A 20,226-nucleotide genomic window follows, 5' to 3' on the forward strand; every position below is an offset into this window, starting at 1 on the left:
TCCAAAAGAAAACAATTTCCTTATTTTGACTATTGAACTCAACATATTTTTCATCAAATACCTTGATAGACTTGACAAATGGTAGAAAAAATAACCGTCTATAACTTTGGTAGGTTAACGGTTATTTAATACGAATAATCTGCCACCGTCTTAAACGGTTCTGCAAAAGGTAGTTGTTTCCAGCAACTACCTTTTTCTATGTTTATTATACATCGGTAGGTCTATCAAGTCAAGTTGGACATTTATCTTTTGCCTAAATATGCTATAATAATGATTATTACTTACAAAAAATGTAGGAGATTTCTATGCTTAATATTTTTGTATTAGAAGATGATTTTTTTCAGCAGAGCAGGCTAAGTGTTTAAAGGTGTGAACATTGTGAAAACAATTGAATAGGCTATAAATGACATTGGAAAGGAGAGAGAATATGAAAATAATAAAATCCATCGGTTTAGCAGTGGGTACCTTGCTACTCACCTTACTCATTCAACTTCCGGCTTATGTGGGAATAACAGCCTTTCAAGAGAGTGTGCTTTTAAAACTTGCAGTCATGATAGGGCTTGGTCTTGCAATATTGGCACTACTTTCTGTTATCAGACGAGGAATGGGGAAGAATCAAGTCTTTTCAAGAGAGAAGCTGAATATTTTTAAAATAGTCGGTATGACAGCGTTGGTATTTACTGGACAAACTTGCCTGAACCTCCTTTGGCAATATTTAGGGCTTAGCACTAGTGATTCTAACGCCTTAGATATAGTCAATCAGTTAAATTCGGAAAATTTTTGGGTGATGGCTCTCTCAGTTGTCTTGTTTGCACCCGTTTTAGAAGAATTTCTTTACAGAGGGATTTTGTTAGAAAAGACAGCCCAGTATTTTCCTAAGTATCCTCAAATGGTCATCGTATTTTCTGCCCTTCTATTTGCCTATTGTCATACTTGGAGCTTTTCAGTGGCATTTTTAGGACACTTTATCACAGGGGCTTATCTGGGCTGTCTGTATATGTGCAATAGACGAATGACGGATACTATCCTTGCACATAGCTTCTACAATGCCTCCATTTTATTCCTCCAAATTTTATTTGGCTTGGTGCAGATTGGTGGATAAAAATTGACAGTAGACATTTTGGGGAAATGCCTATATACTAAGAGGAGGTTGGCAATTTTATAATTGCTAACTATCAAGTGCAGAGGTGAGCAGGAATATGAGAAAATTTTTTCAAGACCTTAATCAAGAATATCTGGAAACCAGAAGTTCAGTTGGAGAAGATAGGCTGGAATGGTTGATTCAGAGAAAGATGACCTGGGGTATGCGGTGGGGCTTGGTACTCGTGTTCATGTTTGTCGTGCAGCCTATAACCTATAACTCCTTCTTTCTCTTGGCTTGTTTTTATCTAGGTTCTTTTTTGGGTTTGGTATATATCCTAGGGCAAGTGTTTTTTGCAACCAAATCTATTTTTCGCAGTGTGAGAAAAAAATAATCGCTCAGCTTATTAGGCTGGGCGATTAGTCTTTTCTACGAATAATTCTTGGGCGATGGCTGTAGGGATAGCCAGTTCTTTGTCCTTGTATTGGATGGTGATGGTCTGGGCAAACTGGTCGAAGGCTGTCACAAGTAGTTGATCGCCGACAGTTAACTCATGTTGTTCCAGGTATTGGAGAAGCTGGTAGAAGTCATGGATACGAACCAGTTGGTAGCTGCCGGTTTCGGTCAGTTGGGACAGCCGGATCTGGTAGCGTTCTACAAGCAACTGGTTTTCTTTAGGAATACTGCCACCGTGTGGGCAGGTTTGGGGATAGCCCAGCAGTTTGTCCAGTTGATTGATAAAATGGTCTGAAACGGTGTGTTCTAAAATTTCAGCTTCTTCGTGGACTTGCTCAGGGGAATAGCCCAGCTGTTCAACTAAAAAGACTTCTATCAGGCGGTGCTTGCGGTAGAGGTTGGCTACCATTTCCAAGGCGACTTGGCTGAGGAGGTAACCTGCTGCTTTATCTTTTTCAATCAACTCTTCCGTGACCATTTTTTTCAGCATTTCGGAAACGGCTGGGGCGGAAAAATTCATCTTTTCAGCAATCTGCTTATTGGTGATTTTTTGTTCTGTCTGCCCTAGTTCGTAAATGACTTTCAGGTAATCTTCTTTGTTTGGTGTCATAGTCTCTCACTTTCTAGTAAGAATAGTATACCAAAATTTTATAAAAATCATTGACAGAAAGAATTTTTTAATATATATTAAAACTAAAATTAAGCATACCTAACAAAATACAAAGGAGAACCTATCATGAAAAAACTAATTCTTAGTTTGGCTCTGCTATTGTCCCTTATCGGGCTAGGAGCCTGTCGTTCAACGCAAAGCTCAGAGGCTTCTGGCAAGCCACGAGTGGCAGTCACGACCTCTTTCCTCAGTGATATGGTCTATCAGCTGGCAGGAGATGAGGTGGAGCGGGATCTATTGATTCCAGCTGGGGAAGACCCTCATTTGTACGTAGCCAAATCTAGTGATTTATCAAAATTACAAAAGGCTGACCTTGTTCTCTACCACGGTTTGCACTTTGAAGGCAAGATGGTGGAAGCCTTGGAAAAGACGGGAGTGGCAGTGTCTAAGAACTTTGCCCAGTCGGACTTGACTACCATGGATGAGGATGGCCAGCAGATTGTAGACCCTCACTTCTGGTTTTCCATTCCCCTCTATCAATCAGCGGTAGCGGTAGCTTCAGAGGAGTTGCAAAAGCTGCTTCCGGAAAAAGCAGAGCTGATTCAGAAAAATACGGAAAATTACTTGGCTCAGTTGGATGACTTACATACTTGGATCGAAAAAGAGTTGAGCGTCTTGCCTGCTGAGAGCCGTTACCTTGTTACCCCACATGATGCCTTTAACTACTTCGCAGCCAGCTATGACTTTACCCTCTATGCACCGCAGGGCATTAGTACCGAGTCAGAAGTTGCCAACAGCGATATGATTGAAACGGTCACTATGATTTTAGAACATGGTATCAAGGCTATCTTCACCGAGTCAACAACCAGTCCAGAACGCATGGAAAAATTGCAGGAAGCTGTCAAGGCCAAGGGTGGTCAGGTGGCTGTTGTAACGGGTGAAGGCAAGGAGTTATTCTCAGATTCCCTAGCACCAGAAGGGGAAGAAGGGGCGACATTTATCGATATGTATAAGCACAATGTCCAGTTAATTGTGGAGCATTTGCAGTAAGAAAGGTTGGAAGAATGGAAGAAATACTGAGAGTTGAAGACTTGTCCTTGCACTATGGTGCAGGACAGGTCAAGGCTCTAGATCAGGTCAGTTTTCAGCTGCCCAAGGGTTGTCGTGCAGCCTTGGTTGGACCAAATGGTGCAGGGAAATCGAGCTTGTTTAAGGCGATTTTGGGTCTGGAGAAGGGGGTAAGTGGCAAGGTTTCACTACTGGGTCAGTCAGAGAAATTGGACCAAGTTATTCAAAAAAATGTTGCCTATATTCCCCAAACCAGCCAGGTCAACTGGCAGTTTCCTGCAAGGGTTCTGGATATTGTCCTGATGGGGCGGTTTGCCCATACCAGTGGTTTCTTCCGTCGACCAAGTTCCTTAGATAAGGAAAAGGCAGAGCAGGCTCTGGAAGAGCTGAAAATCAGTGATTTACGCAATCGGCAGATTGATCAGCTATCGGGAGGTCAGCGGCAACGAGTCTTTCTAGCTAGGGCCTTGGCTCAGGAAGCTGAAATCTACATGATGGATGAGCCCTTGGCAGGAATTGATCAGGTGACAGAGCAAGTCATCATGGACTGTTTGAAGAAGTTCCAGCAAGAAGGCAAGACCTCCCTGGTTATCCACCATGACCTTTTGACCTTGGAAAAGTATTTTGACTATGTCCTCTGGCTCAATGGTCGCTTGGTGGCAGAGGGCCCTATAGATCAAGTGGATTTGCTGCAAGCCTATCAAGCTGCCTTTGGTCAGGAACCACCCTTGTTTCTAAAGGAGGGGCTTGGTCATGTTTGATCTCTTGCAGGACTATTCTTTTTGGACGGTAGCTCTGGGAACCCTTGTTTTAGCCTTGGCGGCTAGTCAAATCGGGACCATTAGCGTCTTGACCAGACAGAGTTTAATCGGAGATAGCTTGGGGCATGCGGCCTATCCAGGTATCATCTTGCCCTATATGGTCTTTCAATCACGCCAGCCCCTGCTCCTCTTGATTGGAGCGGTGGCTTCGGGTTACCTGTCCTATGGTCTGGTCAGCTGGCTCTGTCGAGGAGGGCGGACCAGTCGGGTCAATGCCTTGGCACTGGTTTCGGCGGCTTTTTTTGGACTGGGATTGGTTCTCAAGCAGTATGTTCAGGGCAATGAGGCTTTTCAAGGAGCTGCCCAGGCAGGCTTGGAAAACTATGTCTTTGGTCAGGCTGCCTTTATGCAGCTGGATGATGTTGTATTGATTTGCCTAGTAGCCTTGCTAGCCTTGTTCCTATTTGGCTGGCACTACCAGTCACTTAAGCTTTATCTGTTTGACAGACAATTTGCCAAGCTAGTGGGGATTTCTGTGGAAAAGATTGACCGTATGACCCTGTTTCTGATGATGAGTTTGATTGCGGGTGGCTTGAAGGTGGTTGGGGCTATCCTGATGAGTAGTTTCTTGATAGCACCGGCTGTCTTTGGCTTGCTTCTAGGAAAGTCCTATGGCCAGACCTTGGCATTAGCAGCAGGAATTGCTGGATTTTCAGCCCTTCTTGGAAGCTATGTGAGTTCGGTGGTGACAGGTTTATCGACTGGGCCGGCTATTATTGTTTGCTTGAGTTTGTCCTCTTTAGTGGCTTTTGCTTATGTGACCTATATCAGAAAGGAGAATGCAGGTGCTTGAGGTCTTATTGATTTTACTGGCTGTTGGTTCTTCTTGTGGCTTGATTGGGTCTGTCTTGGTTGTGCGCAATCAGGCCATGCTGGCAGATGCCTTGTCCCACTCGGTTCTCTTGGGGATAGTACTGGGCTTCTTTGTCAGTCACAGCCTAGATTCCCCCCTGCTCTTGTTTGGGGCGGCGTTTTTTGGTCTACTGACAGTTCTAGCGATTGAGGGGCTACACACTCGCAAGTTGGCTCAGGATGCGGCGACGGGCTTGCTCTTTACCTTTTTCTTTGCCCTAGCTGTTATTCTCATCTCCCTGTTTGCTCGCAATGTCCATCTGGACTTGGATATGGTCCTGATGGGCGAGGTGCTCTTTGCCCCTCTTAACAGGCTGGACCTATTTGGCCTGTCGCTACCCTTGGCCTTGGTCAAGTCCGTCGGGCTCCTATTGGTCCTATCGGTCTTCTTTTCCTTGAATTTTCAAGCTCTGACCCTCTATCTCTTGGATAAGGAGCAGGCTAAACTCCAAGGGATTGCCACCAAAAGACTGGAGCTAGGGTTGATTTTTCTGGTTTCCTTGACAACGGTCTTGTCCTTTGAAGCGGTCGGCTCTATGGCGGTCATTGTTTTCTTAGTGGCACCCAGCATGGCGGCCTTACCTTGGTCGAAGCATTTCTTTCAGTTTTTAGTTTTTGGGCAATGTTGCGCCATTCTGATGATTGTTCTAGGTTTTGGTCTTGCCAGCTGGCTTGACCTGACCATGTCTGGAACCTGTTCGGTCATGGGGCTTCTGACAGTCTGCGTCAGCTTTTTCCTAAAAAATGCCCTAAAAACCTAGTTTGGCAAATGAAATTGTCAGACTTTTTTGTTATTATAGTAAGTAATCACACAAGCAAAGGAGAAAATAATGACACGTTTACAAGATGATTTTTACGAATATGTCAATGGCGAATGGGCGAAAACAGCCGTCATTCCAGACGATAAGCCAAGAACTGGAGGTTTTTCAGACCTGGCGGATGATATTGAAAAACTTATGATTGACACGACAAACGCATGGTTGGCGGGAGAAAATGTCCCAGAAGATAGCGTTTTGCAAAACTTTGTAGCCTTCCACAAGCAAGTGGCTGACTATGAAACCCGTGACCGTTTGGGTGCAGAACCAGCACAAGCCTTGATTGCAGAGTACAAGGCTCTCAACTCTTTCGAAGAATTCACCAGCAAGTTGGCAGAATACGAGTTGGCAGGCAAGCCAAACCTCATGCCTTTCGGTGTGGCACCTGACTTTATGGACGCGACCACCAATGTCCTCTGGGCAGATTCTCTAGGTATTATCCTGCCAGATACGACCTACTATGAGGAAGGGCATGAAAAAGGAGCAGAGTTGCTCAAAATGTGGAGAGAGAGCCAAGAAGCCCTCTTACCTAAGTTTGGTTTCAGTGATGAGGAAATCAAGGACCTCTTGGACAAACGTTTGGAACTGGATGCCACGATTGCCAAGTATGTATTGTCAAATGAAGAAGGTTCGGAGTATGCCAAACTCTATCATCCTTATGAGTGGGCAGATTTTACTGCCTTGGCACCAGAGTTGCCTTTGGATGATTTCTTTACAGCGATTTTAGGTCAAACACCAGACAAGATTATCGTGCCTGAGGAACGTTTCTGGCAGGCTGGCAAGGACATTTACAGTGCGGCAAACTGGGAACTTTTGAAGGCGACCTTGATTTTGAAAGCGGCAGGAGCTTATACAGCCTTTCTGTCGGATGAAATTCGTATTCTAGCAGGAGCCTATAGCCGTGCCCTTTCTGGTACACCGCAGGCTCAAAACCAAGAAAAAGCAGCCTACAATCTGGCACAAGGTTACTTTAACCAAGCACTCGGTCTTTGGTATGCTGGAGAAAAATTCTCACCAGAAGCCAAGGCCGATGTGGAAGCAAAGGTTGCCAAGATGATTGAGGTCTACAAATCTCGTTTGGAAACGGCAGACTGGTTGGCTCAGGAAACGCGTGACAAAGCCATTGTCAAACTCAATGTTATCAAGCCTTACATTGGTTACCCAGATGCCTTGCCAGAGCGTTATTATAAGAAGATTGTTGACCCAAGTAAGTCCTTGGTGGAAAATGCTATCGAACTAAACAAGATTGACATCGCTCATGGTTGGAGCAAGTGGAACAAGCCTGTGGACATTAAGGAGTGGGGCATGCCGGCTCACATGGTCAACGCCTACTACAATCCACAGAAGAACTTGATTGTCTTCCCAGCTGCCATTTTGCAGGCGCCATTCTACTCGCTGGAGCAGTCTTCATCAGCTAACTACGGCGGTATCGGTGCCGTCATTGCCCACGAGATTTCCCATGCCTTTGACTCAAACGGTGCTTCCTTTGATGAGCATGGTAGCTTGAATAACTGGTGGACAGAGGAAGATTATGCAGCCTTTGAAGCTCGTACTCAGCAGGTTATTGACCAGTTTGAGGGTCAGGATTCATACGGTGCCAAAATCAATGGTAAATTGACCGTGTCAGAAAACATTGCCGACCTTGGTGGGATTGCAGCAGCTCTTGAAGCAGCCAAGTCAGAAGACGACTTCTCCGCAGAAGAGTTCTTCACCAACTTTGCTCGCATCTGGCGAATGAAGGCCCGTCCTGAGTTCATGCAGATGTTGGCTAGTGTGGATGTTCATGCACCAGGTCACCTACGCACCAACATCCAGTTGCCAAACTTTGATGAATTCCATGAAACCTTTGGCGTTCAAGAAGGTGATGGCATGTGGCGTGCAAAAGAAGATCGTGTGATTATTTGGTAAAAATGGGAAAACAGCTAGTGAAAACTGGCTGTTTTTGTCTTTCCCAATTCCCCCAAAACGTGATATAATAAGAAAATAATCAATTTTATTGGAGAAATGACATGAGCTTCTACAATCACAAGGAAATCGAGCCCAAATGGCAGGAATTTTGGGCAAAAAATCATACTTTTAAGACGGGAACAGATGCGGATAAGCCAAATTTTTATGCCCTAGATATGTTCCCTTATCCGTCTGGTGCAGGCTTACACGTTGGTCACCCTGAGGGCTATACTGCGACCGACATTCTCAGCCGTTACAAGCGTGCTCAGGGCTACAACGTTCTTCACCCAATGGGGTGGGATGCCTTTGGTCTGCCAGCTGAGCAGTACGCTATGGACACGGGTAATGACCCAGCTGACTTTACAGCGGAAAATATTGCCAACTTCAAGCGTCAGATTAACGCCCTTGGCTTTTCTTACGACTGGGACCGTGAGGTCAATACGACAGACCCTAACTACTACAAGTGGACTCAGTGGATTTTCACCAAGTTGTATGAAAAAGGCCTGGCCTACGAGGCAGAAGTGCCTGTAAACTGGGTAGAAGAATTGGGAACAGCTATCGCCAACGAAGAAGTCCTTCCTGACGGAACGTCTGAACGTGGTGGCTACCCTGTTGTCCGTAAGCCAATGCGTCAATGGATGTTGAAAATCACAGCCTATGCAGAGCGGTTGCTTAATGACTTGGAAGAAGTTGACTGGCCAGAGTCTATCAAGGACATGCAACGCAACTGGATCGGCAAGTCAACGGGTGCCAATGTGACCTTCAAAATCAAGGACACAGACAAGGACTTCACAGTCTTTACTACCCGTCCGGATACCCTTTTTGGTGCCACCTACGCAGTTCTTGCTCCTGAGCATGACTTGGTAGATAGCATTACATCGCCTGAGCAGGCAGAAGCGGTAGCAGAGTACAAACGCCAAGCCTCTCTCAAATCTGACCTAGCTCGTACAGACCTTGCCAAAGACAAGACAGGTGTTTGGACAGGTGCCTATGCTATCAACCCTGTTAACAACAAGGAAATTCCAATCTGGATTGCTGATTATGTCCTTGCAAGCTACGGAACAGGTGCTATTATGGCCGTTCCTGCCCACGATGAGCGTGACTGGGAATTTGCTAAACAATTTGGTTTGGATATCATTCCAGTTTTGGAAGGTGGCAATGTAGAAGAAGCACCTTACACAGAAGATGGTGCCCACATCAACTCAGACTTCCTAGATGGTCTCAAAAAGGAAGAAGCTATTGCCAAAATGGTAGCTTGGTTGGAAGAAAATGGTCTTGGTCAGGAGAAAATTTCTTACCGCCTCCGTGACTGGCTCTTCAGCCGTCAGCGTTATTGGGGTGAGCCGATTCCAATCATCCACTGGGAAGACGGCACTTCCACAGCCGTACCAGAAAATGAGTTACCTCTGGTATTGCCAAAAACTTCAGACATCAAGCCGTCAGGTACGGGCGAGTCACCCCTTGCTAACTTGACAGACTGGTTAGAAGTGGTGCGTGAAGACGGCGTCAAAGGTCGCCGTGAGACCAACACCATGCCACAATGGGCGGGCTCTAGCTGGTACTACCTCCGTTATATCGACCCACACAATGATGAGAAATTGGCAGACGAGGAGCTTCTCAAAGCTTGGTTGCCAGTGGACATCTACATCGGTGGTGCCGAGCACGCGGTCCTTCATTTGCTTTATGCTCGATTCTGGCACAAGTTCCTCTATGACCTTGGCGTTGTGCCGACCAAAGAGCCATTCCAAAAACTCTTTAACCAGGGCATGATTTTGGGAACTAGCTACCGCGACAGCCGTGGTGCCCTTGTAGCGACCGATAAAGTTGAAAAACGCGACGGTTCCTTCTTCCACATCGAGACTGGTGAGGAGTTGGAGCAGGCACCTGCTAAGATGTCTAAGTCTCTTAAAAACGTGGTTAACCCAGATGATGTGGTCGAGCAATTCGGTGCGGACACCCTCCGTGTTTATGAAATGTTCATGGGCCCACTTGATGCGTCAATCGCTTGGTCGGAAGAAGGTCTCGAAGGCAGCCGTAAGTTTCTTGACCGTGTCTATCGCCTCTTGACGACTAAGGAGATTGTGGCGGAAAATAGCGGAGCTTTGGATAAGGTCTACAATGAAACCGTGAAGACGGTGACAGAGCATATCGAAGACCTGAAATTCAATACGGCTATCGCCCAGCTCATGATTTTTGTCAACGCAGCCAACAAGGAAGACAAACTCTATGTCGAATACGCCAAAGGCTTTGTCCAATTGATTGCTCCATTTGCACCACACTTGGCAGAAGAACTCTGGCAGGGTCTAGCAAATACAGGCCAGTCAATCAGCTATGTCGCATGGCCAACATATGACGAAAGCAAGCTGGTAGAAAGCGAAGTGGAAATCGTTGTCCAAATCAAAGGCAAGGTAAAAGCTCGCTTGACCGTAGCCAAAGACCTGTCACCAGCTGAACTTGAAAAAGTTGCCCTTGCAGACGAAAAAGTCCAAGCTGAAATCGCTGGGCAAACAGTGGTGAAGGTGATTACGGTTGTAAATAAATTGGTGAATATCGTTACCAAGTAAGGAACTCCCTACAGGATAGGTTATGAAAAAACATTCGACTAATTACTATAATGCCTTTCTTGCTGTGGCGGAGGATTGTCCAGTAGAGATAGGTCAAGAACCTCCTTTAAAGGAGCCGAAATCAGCTGTTCGTATCCAATACGACCGCCTCAAAGACAGCCCCTATCAATGTACTTCTGACCAAGTGATTTACGAGTCCAATGGAGCTCGCAGGGGTATCTCTGAGGAAGAATTTTTCTCCAAAGGTCAAGCTTGCATGCGTAGCTCGGCTCTCAGCAAGCGATATGGCTGGGGAATTCACTTTGACAGTGAAGGGAAACTAGCTCTCTATCCCAGAGAGTCTCAGGAATACCAAGCTTTCGAGAAGGATGAATCCTTGAAGCAGATTCGAGGGATGCGTTCGAGCCGAAAGAGTAGTTAGTGAGGTTAGTAAGGTAGGCGATTGTGGCTAACTGGATGAAGAACATTACGAAATATAGTCGAATGAATTAGCTTTCAGACAAGGAACTGAGGTGCAGGTTGCTTGCACAGCCTAGTGGCTGTGCTAGGTTGGAGATATAACTTGCAAAGCAAGTCACTTCCGCAGAGTACGGCAAGCCGAAAGTGACGATGTATCAAAGTTAATTCAAATGACTATAATGCATATAAGAAAACGACTTCCGTGTTGGAGGTCGTTTTTGCTTGTCTTGAGGGGAGTTTCCTTTATATTACGGAAAAAGACAGGAAGTGTATGCGTTTACAAAATATAGAAACAGGAATATAATAAGAATATATGAATAAACAAAGGAGAGCAGGTCGTGAAATCAATCAAATTAGTCACACTTGGTGGCGGGTCGAGCTATACTCCTGAGCTAGTTGAAGGGATGATTTTGCGGCATCAGCAACTACCCATTCGGGAATGGTGGTTTGTAGATGTTGAAGCCGGGGCTGAGAAGCAGAAAATAGTTGTTGATTTGGCACGTCGAATGGTTAGAAAGGCTGGATTAGACTGGAAAATAGAGGAGACACTGGATCGAAGGGCTGCTTTGAAGGGAGCAGACTTTGTGACATCTCAGTTCCGAGTTGGTCAGTTACAGGCACGCTATATCGATGAGACAATTCCTCTGAGTCATGGTCTACTTGGACAGGAAACCAATGGGGCAGGTGGCATCTTTAAGGCATTTCGGACTATAGAGGCCTACAAGGGTATCATTGCAGACATGAAAGAGCTGTGTCCAGATGCTTGGTTGATTAATTTTACCAATCCTGCAGGCATAGTAACGGAAGCGATTGTTAATGAACTGCAGTGGAACAGGGTGATTGGCTTATGCAACATTCCGATTGGTCAGAAAAAGACGGCAGCTCAGATTTTGAATCTGCCTGAGGAATCGATTAAAACCAATCATGTTGGATTAAACCATTTCCATTTTCATGAAGTTTGGGATCAGGCTGGCCAGAATCGTACTGGTGAAGTCATGGAAGCTTTATACGGTGACTCAAGAGGGAATCAGGAGGTTGTTAAAAATATTACCAATTTAGATTTTTCATTCCCCTTCTTGCAGTCGATTGGTCTGTTGCCCTGTGATTACCACCGTTACTACTTTTTAGAAAAGGAGATGTTGGCAGATGCCTTAGACCAGTATCGTCAAGGGAAGGTGCGGGCTCAGGTTGTTCAAGAGGTCGAAGAAGAGTTGTTTGAGCTCTACAGGGATTCAAATTTGGACCATAAGCCTAAGCAACTGGAGCAACGCGGTGGTGCTTATTATAGCGATGTTGCCTGTCAACTCATTTGTGCTATATACAACGACAGCAAGGAAATTATGACGGTTTCGACGGTTAATAGAGGAGTGATTTCTTATCTGCCAGAGGACTGCGTAGTCGAAGTCTCGTCTGTCATTACTGCCCAGGGTGCGCTTCCTTTGGTATGTCCCAAAACACCGATGGTGGTCAGGGGTTACTTGCAGCAAATGCAGCAAATGGAGTTGGCAACTGTTGGGGCTGCAATGACAGGAGACTACGCTTTGGCTTTACAGGCTTTTGCTCTCAATCCTCTGATTCCGAATGGAGAATTGGCAGAGCGTGTCTTACAAGAATTACTAGTGGCACATGAGGCGTACTTGCCACAATTTAAGTGTGTCATCGATCAGATAAAGAAGAAAGGAATTGGTTATGACAGAGGATAAGGTAGTTTATCAGTTTCCAGAAGGTTTTTTGTGGGGGACTTCTACATCGGGTCCGCAGAGTGAAGGAACTGAGCTGGGCGATGGAAAAGGACAGAATAATTGGGACTACTGGTACAGCATTGAGCCAGAACGTTTCCATGGGAAAGTAGGTCCAGAGAGGACTTCCACTTTCTATAAGAATTTCAAAAAGGATATCGAGTTATTGGTTGAAACTGGACACACAGTATTTAGGACATCGATTCAGTGGTCGCGGTTATTTCCAAAGGGTGTTGGAGAGGTTAATCAGGAGGCTGTGACTTTTTATCGTTCTGTATTTTCTTTGATAAAAGAAAAAGGGATTCAGCTGTTTGTTAATCTCTATCATTTTGATCTTCCCTATGCTTTACAGGAGCAAGGAGGCTGGGAGAACAAGGACATTGTTTGGGCATATGAAGCCTATGCTCGTACTTGTTTTGAATTGTTTGACGACCTAGTAGATCGTTGGATTACCTTTAATGAGCCGATTGTTCCAGTTGAGTGTGGCTATCTAGGAGATTATCATTATCCTTGTAAGGTAGATGCCAAGGCGGCGGTTGCTGTTGCCTACCATACTCAGTTGGCCAGTTCCTTGGCAGTAAAAGCTTGTCATGAAGTGAATCCGGAGAAGAAAATTGCAATTGTCCTGAATCTGACACCGGCCTATCCTCGAAGTGAGCATCCTGATGATGTCAAGGCGGCTAAAATAGCTGAGCTCTTCCAAACCAAGAGCTTCTTAGATCCTTCTGTATTGGGAGAATACCCGAGGGACTTGGTTGACTTGATTGAGGAATACGGATTGAGTCCTGAAACCAGCGAGGAAGAGCTGGCGATTATTAGGGAAAATCGGGTAGATTTTTTAGGTGTCAACTATTACCAACCCCTTCGTGTACAGGCGCCGAATAAGGTCTGGAAAGAGGGAGAGGTATTGACTCCAGAGCACTTCTTCGCACCTTACGATATGCCAGGGAAAAAAATCAATCCGCATCGAGGCTGGGAAATCTATGAAAAAGGAATCTACGATATCGCAATCAATATTCGGGACCAATACAACAATATTGAGTGGTTAGTCACTGAAAATGGTATGGGAGTAGAGGGTGAAGCGGCTTTCCGGCAAGATGAGGTCATTCAGGATGATTATCGGATTGAATTTATCGAAGATCACTTGATAGAATTACATCGGGCTATTGAGGAAGGGGCTAACTGTAAAGGTTATATGTTATGGACCTTTATTGATTGTTGGTCTTGGCTCAATGCCTATAAAAATCGTTATGGGCTGGTCGAGTTGGATTTGGAGACTCAGCAGCGTAGGATTAAAAAATCGGGAAGTTGGTTTAAGGCACTGAGTGATGCCAATGGATTTAGTCGTTAGGAGGAGCAATGGTTCAATTTGGTTTTTCAATCTATCCAGAAAACTATTCATTGGAAGAGTCTAAGGCCTATATAGACTTGCTGGGGCGTTATGGAGCACGGCGAATGTTTATGAGCCTCTTGCAACTTGGAGGAGATACCCAAGAAGCCTTGCAACTCTATCGGGACTTGATTGCCTATGCTCGTCAGTTGGGGATAGTCGTGATTGCGGATCTTAGTCCGGGTTTTATAGAGGCACAGGGCTGGCAGAAATCACTTATTGAAGAAGCCCATGATTTAGGGCTGACAGGGATTCGTCTGGACGAGGCCTTGCCTTTGGAGGAGATTGTCAGCTTGACACAGAATCCTTACGGGCTCAAGATTGAACTAAATCTGAGTACCGATAAGGTCTTACTGACGAAACTGCTAGCTAGTGAGGCAAATAGGGATAACATTGTTGCCTGTCATAATTTCTATCCTCACGCCTATACAGGGCTATCAGAGGAGCATTTTTTAGAAATATCTTCTTTCTATCACCAAGAAGGCATACAGACGGCAGCTTTTGTGACTGCCCAGTCTGCAACGGAAGGGCCTTGGCCCTTGTCAGAAGGTCTACCTACCTTGGAGGAGCATCGCAACCAGACCTTACCTCTTCAAATTGCCTGGCTCAAGGCGACAGGTTTGATTGATTGTATCCTCATCTCCAATCAGTTCATCTCGGAGGAGGAGCTCCAGTCTCTTCAATCTATCTTGGAGGAAGAGGACATTTGTTTACCTGTAGAACTTACTGGGCAAGTGACAGCTGTGGAGCGGGAAATCATTGAGTTTGATCATGTTTATCGTGGGGATATATCAGCCTACCTACTTCGGTCGACCATGCCCCGTGTTGTCTACAAGGATGCGACTATTTCTGCACATACAGATAAGGAAACGCTTGTGCAGCGAGGTGATGTCTTGATTGACAATGACCTATATGGTCGTTACAAGGGAGAGTTACAAATAGCTTTGAGGGAGTTCACCGTGAGTTCAAAAGTGAATCGGGTTGGACGAATTTGCCCTGACTATCTGCCCTTGCTCGCTTTTATCAAGCCATGGCAATCCTTTCGATTGCGAATCGTTGCGTCCGATTCCTTTCATTAACAATACGGAAAAAAAGAGAACCCTTGTAGCCTGAGGATATGCTACAATAGAAATATAAAAATATGTTTTTATCAACAGGCTCTAGCTTACTAGTCTTGTTATATTTCGTATAAATCTTGCGGAGAGGAGGGAGTATGCTATCTAAAAAAGAAGTTCGTCTGGTAGATTATTTTCTGGCAAAACAAGGGGACTTTGTATCTAGTATAGAACTGGCAAAGGCTTTGGGTGTCAGTGATCGAACAGCAAGAAAGTATGTCCAGCAACTCTCTCTTTCGCTAGAGGCTAGCGGTGCTTCTATTTTGTCCAAACAAAGTAAGGGATACTGTTTGCTGGTGGAGAGACCGGTTGAGTTTGAAATGTTTTGGCAAGAACAGCTACGGTTGAAAAAGCAGGTGACGGACTTGCGGCAACTGGAGGAAGCGACGGACCGACAACGGTATGTTTTAAGTAAGTTATTATTTGAAAATCCAATTCAGTCCATGGATCGTTTGCAACGAGAGCTGTTTATCGGAAAAACAACCCTACATTCTATTATCGCGGATATTCGCAAGTTATTTATTTCCTACCAATTAGAGTTGTTGTTCACACGGAGAGGTGTAGAATTAAGCGGGGAGGAGCCTGCTATTCGGCACTTCATCATGGATTACTTTTTTGGACAAGGGAATGGTCAGTCTCTTTATGGTTTGGTGGAAAGTCAGCTCCTGCCAGACATTCGGTTTACAGACCTGATGTTGATTGTCTTGGATGAGTGTCGTGATGCCAAACTTCGCCTGTCTGATTTTGTGATGCAAAACCTGGTTCTTCATATCGCTCTGCTCTTGCAACGAATGAAGGGAGGAGCTAGTTTAGACCGATTTCCAATATCTGATCAGATTCAATCTTCCAAGGAGTATCAGGTTGCTGGACGAATTATCGAACGAATTGAAACAGAATTTCAAGTGGCGATTCCTGTAGAAGAAGCTAACTATATTGCTCTACACCTGAAGGTAAAGTTGACAGGAAATCCTAGTCAGCTTTTGGAGTTAGAGGACGGTCTGGAGGAAGAAGTAGAAAGTTGTTTACAGACTCTCTCTCAGTTGACTGGTCTGGATTTGTTAAAAGATCGACAGCTTTTCAAGGGGGTTGTCGCTCATTTACTCCCCTTACGGACGCGGTTGGAGCACCAGATTCAGTTGGCTAATCCCTTGGTGGCTGATATCCAGAGGGATTATATAGAAGTATTTGAGCTGACCAAGCAAGCTTTTGCTTCTATGCCCACCTTGTTGGCCTATAGCATTTCGGATGACGAATGGGCCTACCTGACCCTGCATGTATTGGCTGCAATTGAGCGATACGAGGGGCGGAAAAAGTTGCGGGTATTGGTCGTCTGTGCGACCGGAATTGGAAGCGCTTTAATGTTGCGAAATCGTTTGGAAAAGGAATTTACAACAAGCTTGGAGATTGCAGATGTTGTGAGTTACTACGAGGTAACAGAGGAACGTTTAAGAGATGTAGACCTGATTATTTCTTCGATTAGCTTGTCCAATTTAATTTTCCTGACACCCGTCATCACCGTCAGTGTTTTCCTGTCAGAGCAGGATATCGAGGCAATTCGTTCCTATCTTCAACAAGTGACACCTGTCCGAGTTGAGCAGAACGAGGCTTTACCTATGGAGGAAGAGCAGGCGAGACAGATTGCAGAGGCTGTATTTTCACCTTTGAGAATAGTCTCTTTGGAAAAAAAGATAAGTCGAGATAGGGCCATGTTGCAACTGATAGCGTGCTTGGATGAAGCCAAGGAATCAGGCTTTGTGGAACAATTTAGGGAACAGGTAAATGTGAGAGAGTCCTATAGTTCGGTCGTTTTTGGAGAACTATTGGCCTTTCCGCATCCAGCTATTCCCCTGACTTTCTCTGAGCAGATTGTGGTCGGAGTTTGTAAGGAAGCAGTTGAATGGGAAGAGGGAAAGAAGGTGCAGTTTGTCTTTCTTCTGTCCCCGTCAAAAGGGCGGAATCCGCATCTGAAGTATATTTCTCCTTGTCTGGTTGAATTTGTCCAAGACAGGTCTTTGCAAGAAAGGCTAGTTCAAAATCCTAGCTATCAGGAATTAGTCGATATATTTATTCCCTTGATTCAAAAACAGGGGTAGGAGGAGTTTTTTTATGAAACAAATTATGTTAGTGTGCAATGCTGGTATGTCTACTAGTATGTTGGTGACCAAGATGCAGAAAGCCGCAGAAGAAAAGGGGATAGAGGCAACGATTTGGGCAGTCCCTGTGTCAGAAGCTGATAGTGAAGTTAGTCAAAAGGAGATTGATGTCCTTTTGCTAGGTCCACAGGTTAAATTTTTGCTAAATGACTACAAGGCTAAGTTCGAGCCTGCAATCAAGGTTGATGCAATCAATATGATGGATTATGGAGTGATGAACGGTGCCAAGGTGCTTGATGCTGCATTGGCACTAATGGAGGACTAGTATGAACTCTCCGGAATACTTAGAAGCGATTATGGGGCTTATTATGTATGGGGGAGAGGCAAAGGGCTATGCTGTTCAGGCAATTCAAGCGGCCAAGCAGGAGGATTTCCAGACGGCAGAGCACTTGCTTCAAGAAGCAAACACCTCCCTAAATATTGCCCATAAGTCACAAACAGGTCTACTAGCCCAAGAGGCTGGTGGGCAAACGGTAGACGTGTCCTTGCTAATGGTGCATGGACAGGACCACTTGATGAATGCCTTGACATTTATTGATATGGCCAAGGAAGTAGTGGAGCTCTATAAGCGTTTAGCTGAACAAAAGAATTGTGGCTAGGCTACCTTGTTGGATAGCAGAGATAGGAGGACAGGTATGAAAATCAAAAAAATAGGACAGGTTCCAATTGAACAATTGTTTGCTGCGATTGGTCGGTCCTTGAAAGAGGATTATCAGCAAAATACTGGACGTCCTCTTCTTGATCAAGATATCCAGGAAGGTTTGACCTATGTAAAAACATTTGGAGACAAAGGAGAGCATAGTGTCAAGGTGCGTGTAGAGGAATTTCTTGCCCCCTATCGTTATGCTGTTTGCTTTCATTCCAATCGAGGAAAAGAGCATATCTGCTATGATTTGCACGCTTTGGGGGACAATCAAACAGAGATTGAATACTCTTATGAAATGGAAGCAGCAGACTTATTTATGAGAGGTAACTACTTTTTAATGGAGAAAGTCTTCTCTAAGAGTTTGAAACGGCAGACAGATGCTCAATTAGAAGCACTGATTCGGTATTCTAAAGAAGGTGCTTCGACATCGTGATTTTGTTTATACAACAATAAAAAAATAGAAAAGGAGACAGATTATGTCAAATATTTCTGAAAAATTTATGGAAATATCAGGAAAAATCGGCTCGCAACGTCATTTGATTGCCATTCGTGATTCCTTTATTTCCATGATGCCGATTACCATGGCAGGTACGGTGGCCGTTCTTTTGAATGTCTTTCTGAGAGACATTCCTAACAATATGGGTTGGACAGGTTTTGCAGAAGCTATGCAGCCAATTATTAACATTAACGGCTATGTTTATTTTGGAACCATTGGAATCATGGCGCTTGTCTTTGCCTTTGCCTTTGGTTACAACTTGTCTTTGATGTACAAGGTCAATCCACTTGCAGGCGGCTTGATTTCCTTTGCATCCTTCATTTCAACCATTCCTCAAAGTCTCACTATTTCAACTGCTTTAGAAGGTGTGGATAAATCGGTTATCACTGCTTTAGAAGAAATAGGCTTGACCATTGTTAGCACAGACGGTGTTTCTATATTGGAAACCAGTGAATGGGGAGCGATTGCGCTGAAATATGGTGGAGCAACAGGTCTCTTCACAGCCATGTTTATTGGATTCTTGGCAACCTTTGTTTATGCGAGTTTGGTGAAACGGAACATTATTATCAAATTGCCAGATTCGGTTCCACCCGCAGTTAACAAGGCTTTTGCAGCAATCATCCCGGGTACGGCAGCAATTTATGCATCTTCTATTGTAGCCTATCTTGTATTCTCAGTAACTGGTCAGTCCTTGAGTGATGTGGTATCAACCTATATTCAGATGCCGTTGCTTGGGCTTTCTCAAGGGATTGGTTCGGTAGTATTGTTAACCTTCCTCGTCCAGCTCTTCTGGTTCTTTGGTCTACATGGTCACAATGTCTTGGCACCAATCATGGATGGGATTTACGGCATTGCTCTAAATGAAAATACAGCGGTTTACGAGGCAACTAGAAGTGTTGCAGACCTCCCTTGGCTCTGGACGCGTGGTTCTTTTGATGCCTATGCTCAGATGGGAGGCTCAGGTGTAACCCTCGCTCTGATTATTGCAATTTTCCTCTTCTCCAAACGGGAAGAATACAAGATGGTTGCCAAATTGTCAGCTCCGATGGGAGTCTTTAATATCAACGAGCCGATTACCTTCGGTATTCCGATGGTCTTGAATCCACTCTTTGTTATTCCGTGGCTCATTGTGCCACCAGTTTGTGCAGCGATTGCATATTTGGCAACAGCAGCAGGCTTGATACCTCCAGTCTTTCTAGCTGTTCCATGGATTACCCCACCAGGTCTCTACGCTTATCTAGCAACAGGTGGTAACATTATGGCGGCCCTAGTTTCGCTCTTCAACCTCTTTGTTGCCTTCTTGATTTGGACCCCGTTTGTCATTGCAGCCAACAAGGTTAAGGCTGGTGAGGACTAATGTTTTCCAAAAACAAATCTCCCTTCTTACTGGCACTAGGCTGCTTTCTGATTGCTATCAGTCCATTATATGGAAATAAATATTTCAATATTATTTCTGGTCTGGTTTTAATATTAATCAGTGTTCTCAGAAGTAGGAAAAAGTAGGATATTACAAGAAAACGACTTCCGTGTTGGAGGTCGTTTTTGGCTGTCTATAGATACTTTTTCTCGCTCAACCAAGCGTGAATAACAGAGAGGGTTTTGTCTTGGAATTTGCCGGACTCGTACATGTGGTCTGCCCCTGTTAGAGAAACCAGAACGGAGTCCTTGTAGTTTTTAGCTGTTTTTCTAGCAATGGCAGAAACGGTCATCTTGTCTTCACTTCCTGTGATGACCAGGACAGGTCCTGTAATCTTGCTGAAATCAACGTAACCTGCTCTGCTTTTATCAAAGAAAGGAAAAGCCATCTGGGTATAGACCTTGCCAGACTCAGGTACCAAGGTCTTGAAAATCTCTTCTTTGAGGGCAGGGTCCTGAACGTTGAGGCAGTAGCGGAAGAACTCATCCTTGTAAGGTGGCATTGGCTTTGAACTGCACCCCAAAAGTTAGACAGAAAAAATCTAACATTTGGGGTGCTATTTTTATGAAATTGAGCTATGAAGACAAAATCGAAATC

The 20,226-nt window shown here is 44.8% G+C and carries 18 protein-coding genes; 16 read left to right on the plus strand and 2 right to left on the minus strand.

What is annotated here, in order from left to right; genetic code table 11:
* Nucleotides 1–427 precede the first annotated feature (427 nt).
* Nucleotides 428–1,102 (plus strand): CPBP family intramembrane glutamic endopeptidase, encoded by a 675-nt coding sequence (locus RFK25_RS09335; protein WP_332413133.1) that lies wholly within the window; start codon nucleotides 428–430, stop codon nucleotides 1,100–1,102.
* A 385-nt stretch (nucleotides 1,103–1,487) separates the two neighbouring features.
* Here RFK25_RS09335 and RFK25_RS09340 read toward each other — a convergent pair whose 3' ends face one another.
* A complete protein-coding gene (locus RFK25_RS09340; RefSeq protein WP_332413134.1) occupies nucleotides 1,488–2,147 on the minus strand; it encodes a metal-dependent transcriptional regulator in 660 nt (219 codons plus the stop codon).
* Between the two features lie 126 nt (nucleotides 2,148–2,273).
* On the opposite strand from RFK25_RS09340, the gene RFK25_RS09345 reads away from it, so the two are divergent.
* The 15 genes from RFK25_RS09345 to RFK25_RS09415 all read left to right on the plus strand — a co-directional run bounded on the left by RFK25_RS09345 (nucleotide 2,274) and on the right by RFK25_RS09415 (nucleotide 19,569).
* Nucleotides 2,274–3,197, plus strand: a complete 924-nt coding sequence (locus RFK25_RS09345; protein ID WP_332413135.1) for a metal ABC transporter solute-binding protein, Zn/Mn family — start codon at nucleotides 2,274–2,276, stop codon at nucleotides 3,195–3,197.
* A 14-nt stretch (nucleotides 3,198–3,211) separates the two neighbouring features.
* The gene (locus tag RFK25_RS09350; RefSeq protein ID WP_332413136.1) at nucleotides 3,212–3,976 is read left to right on the plus strand and encodes a metal ABC transporter ATP-binding protein; all 765 of its coding nucleotides are present in this window, start codon (nucleotides 3,212–3,214) and stop codon (nucleotides 3,974–3,976) included.
* Nucleotides 3,969–4,829 carry a metal ABC transporter permease gene (locus RFK25_RS09355; protein ID WP_332413137.1) on the plus strand — a complete coding sequence of 287 codons (861 nt, stop codon included), beginning with the start codon at nucleotides 3,969–3,971 and terminating at the stop codon, nucleotides 4,827–4,829. The genes RFK25_RS09350 and RFK25_RS09355 overlap by 8 nt, the downstream gene beginning before the upstream one ends.
* Complete coding sequence (locus RFK25_RS09360) at nucleotides 4,822–5,649, plus strand: metal ABC transporter permease (protein ID WP_332413138.1); 828 nt, start codon at nucleotides 4,822–4,824, stop codon at nucleotides 5,647–5,649. The genes RFK25_RS09355 and RFK25_RS09360 overlap by 8 nt, the downstream gene beginning before the upstream one ends.
* Nucleotides 5,650–5,718: 69 nt before the next feature.
* Nucleotides 5,719–7,611, plus strand: coding sequence for a M13 family metallopeptidase (locus RFK25_RS09365; RefSeq protein ID WP_332413139.1), 1,893 nt, complete (start codon nucleotides 5,719–5,721; stop codon nucleotides 7,609–7,611).
* A gap of 101 nt (nucleotides 7,612–7,712) precedes the next feature.
* On the plus strand, nucleotides 7,713–10,214 hold the full coding sequence (leuS, locus tag RFK25_RS09370) for a leucine--tRNA ligase (protein ID WP_332413140.1): 2,502 nt from the start codon (nucleotides 7,713–7,715) through the stop codon (nucleotides 10,212–10,214).
* A gap of 22 nt (nucleotides 10,215–10,236) precedes the next feature.
* The gene (locus RFK25_RS09375) at nucleotides 10,237–10,635 is read left to right on the plus strand and encodes a DUF6157 family protein (RefSeq protein WP_332413141.1); all 399 of its coding nucleotides are present in this window, start codon (nucleotides 10,237–10,239) and stop codon (nucleotides 10,633–10,635) included.
* Nucleotides 10,636–11,011: 376 nt separating this feature from the next.
* Entirely contained in the window at nucleotides 11,012–12,376 is a 1,365-nt protein-coding gene (locus tag RFK25_RS09380; protein WP_332413142.1) for a 6-phospho-beta-glucosidase, read from the plus strand.
* Nucleotides 12,363–13,763 (plus strand): glycoside hydrolase family 1 protein, encoded by a 1,401-nt coding sequence (locus RFK25_RS09385; protein ID WP_332413143.1) that lies wholly within the window; start codon nucleotides 12,363–12,365, stop codon nucleotides 13,761–13,763. Before RFK25_RS09380 ends, RFK25_RS09385 begins: the two co-directional genes overlap by 14 nt.
* 8 nt (nucleotides 13,764–13,771) lie before the next feature.
* Nucleotides 13,772–14,881: a DUF871 domain-containing protein gene (locus RFK25_RS09390; protein WP_332413144.1), complete on the plus strand. Its 1,110-nt coding sequence runs from the start codon at nucleotides 13,772–13,774 to the stop codon at nucleotides 14,879–14,881.
* A 134-nt stretch (nucleotides 14,882–15,015) separates the two neighbouring features.
* Nucleotides 15,016–17,010, plus strand: coding sequence for a BglG family transcription antiterminator (locus tag RFK25_RS09395; RefSeq protein ID WP_332413145.1), 1,995 nt, complete (start codon nucleotides 15,016–15,018; stop codon nucleotides 17,008–17,010).
* Between the two features lie 13 nt (nucleotides 17,011–17,023).
* On the plus strand, nucleotides 17,024–17,335 hold the full coding sequence (locus tag RFK25_RS09400; RefSeq protein ID WP_002939849.1) for a PTS sugar transporter subunit IIB: 312 nt from the start codon (nucleotides 17,024–17,026) through the stop codon (nucleotides 17,333–17,335).
* 1 nt (nucleotide 17,336) lies between these two features.
* Nucleotides 17,337–17,669: a PTS lactose/cellobiose transporter subunit IIA gene (locus tag RFK25_RS09405; RefSeq protein WP_099778135.1), complete on the plus strand. Its 333-nt coding sequence runs from the start codon at nucleotides 17,337–17,339 to the stop codon at nucleotides 17,667–17,669.
* A gap of 36 nt (nucleotides 17,670–17,705) precedes the next feature.
* Nucleotides 17,706–18,149 (plus strand): DUF3284 domain-containing protein, encoded by a 444-nt coding sequence (locus RFK25_RS09410; RefSeq protein ID WP_044689396.1) that lies wholly within the window; start codon nucleotides 17,706–17,708, stop codon nucleotides 18,147–18,149.
* Nucleotides 18,150–18,192: 43 nt separating this feature from the next.
* Nucleotides 18,193–19,569, plus strand: coding sequence for a PTS sugar transporter subunit IIC (locus RFK25_RS09415; protein ID WP_332413146.1), 1,377 nt, complete (start codon nucleotides 18,193–18,195; stop codon nucleotides 19,567–19,569).
* 193 nt (nucleotides 19,570–19,762) lie between these two features.
* On the opposite strand, the gene RFK25_RS09420 is transcribed toward RFK25_RS09415, so the two are convergent.
* Nucleotides 19,763–20,131 carry an alpha/beta hydrolase gene (locus RFK25_RS09420; protein ID WP_332413147.1) on the minus strand — a complete coding sequence of 123 codons (369 nt, stop codon included), beginning with the start codon at nucleotides 20,129–20,131 and terminating at the stop codon, nucleotides 19,763–19,765.
* Between the last annotated feature and the right edge of the window lie 95 nt (nucleotides 20,132–20,226).

The organism is Streptococcus sp. SS-4456, assembly GCF_036680365.1.
GTDB lineage: Bacteria > Bacillota > Bacilli > Lactobacillales > Streptococcaceae > Streptococcus.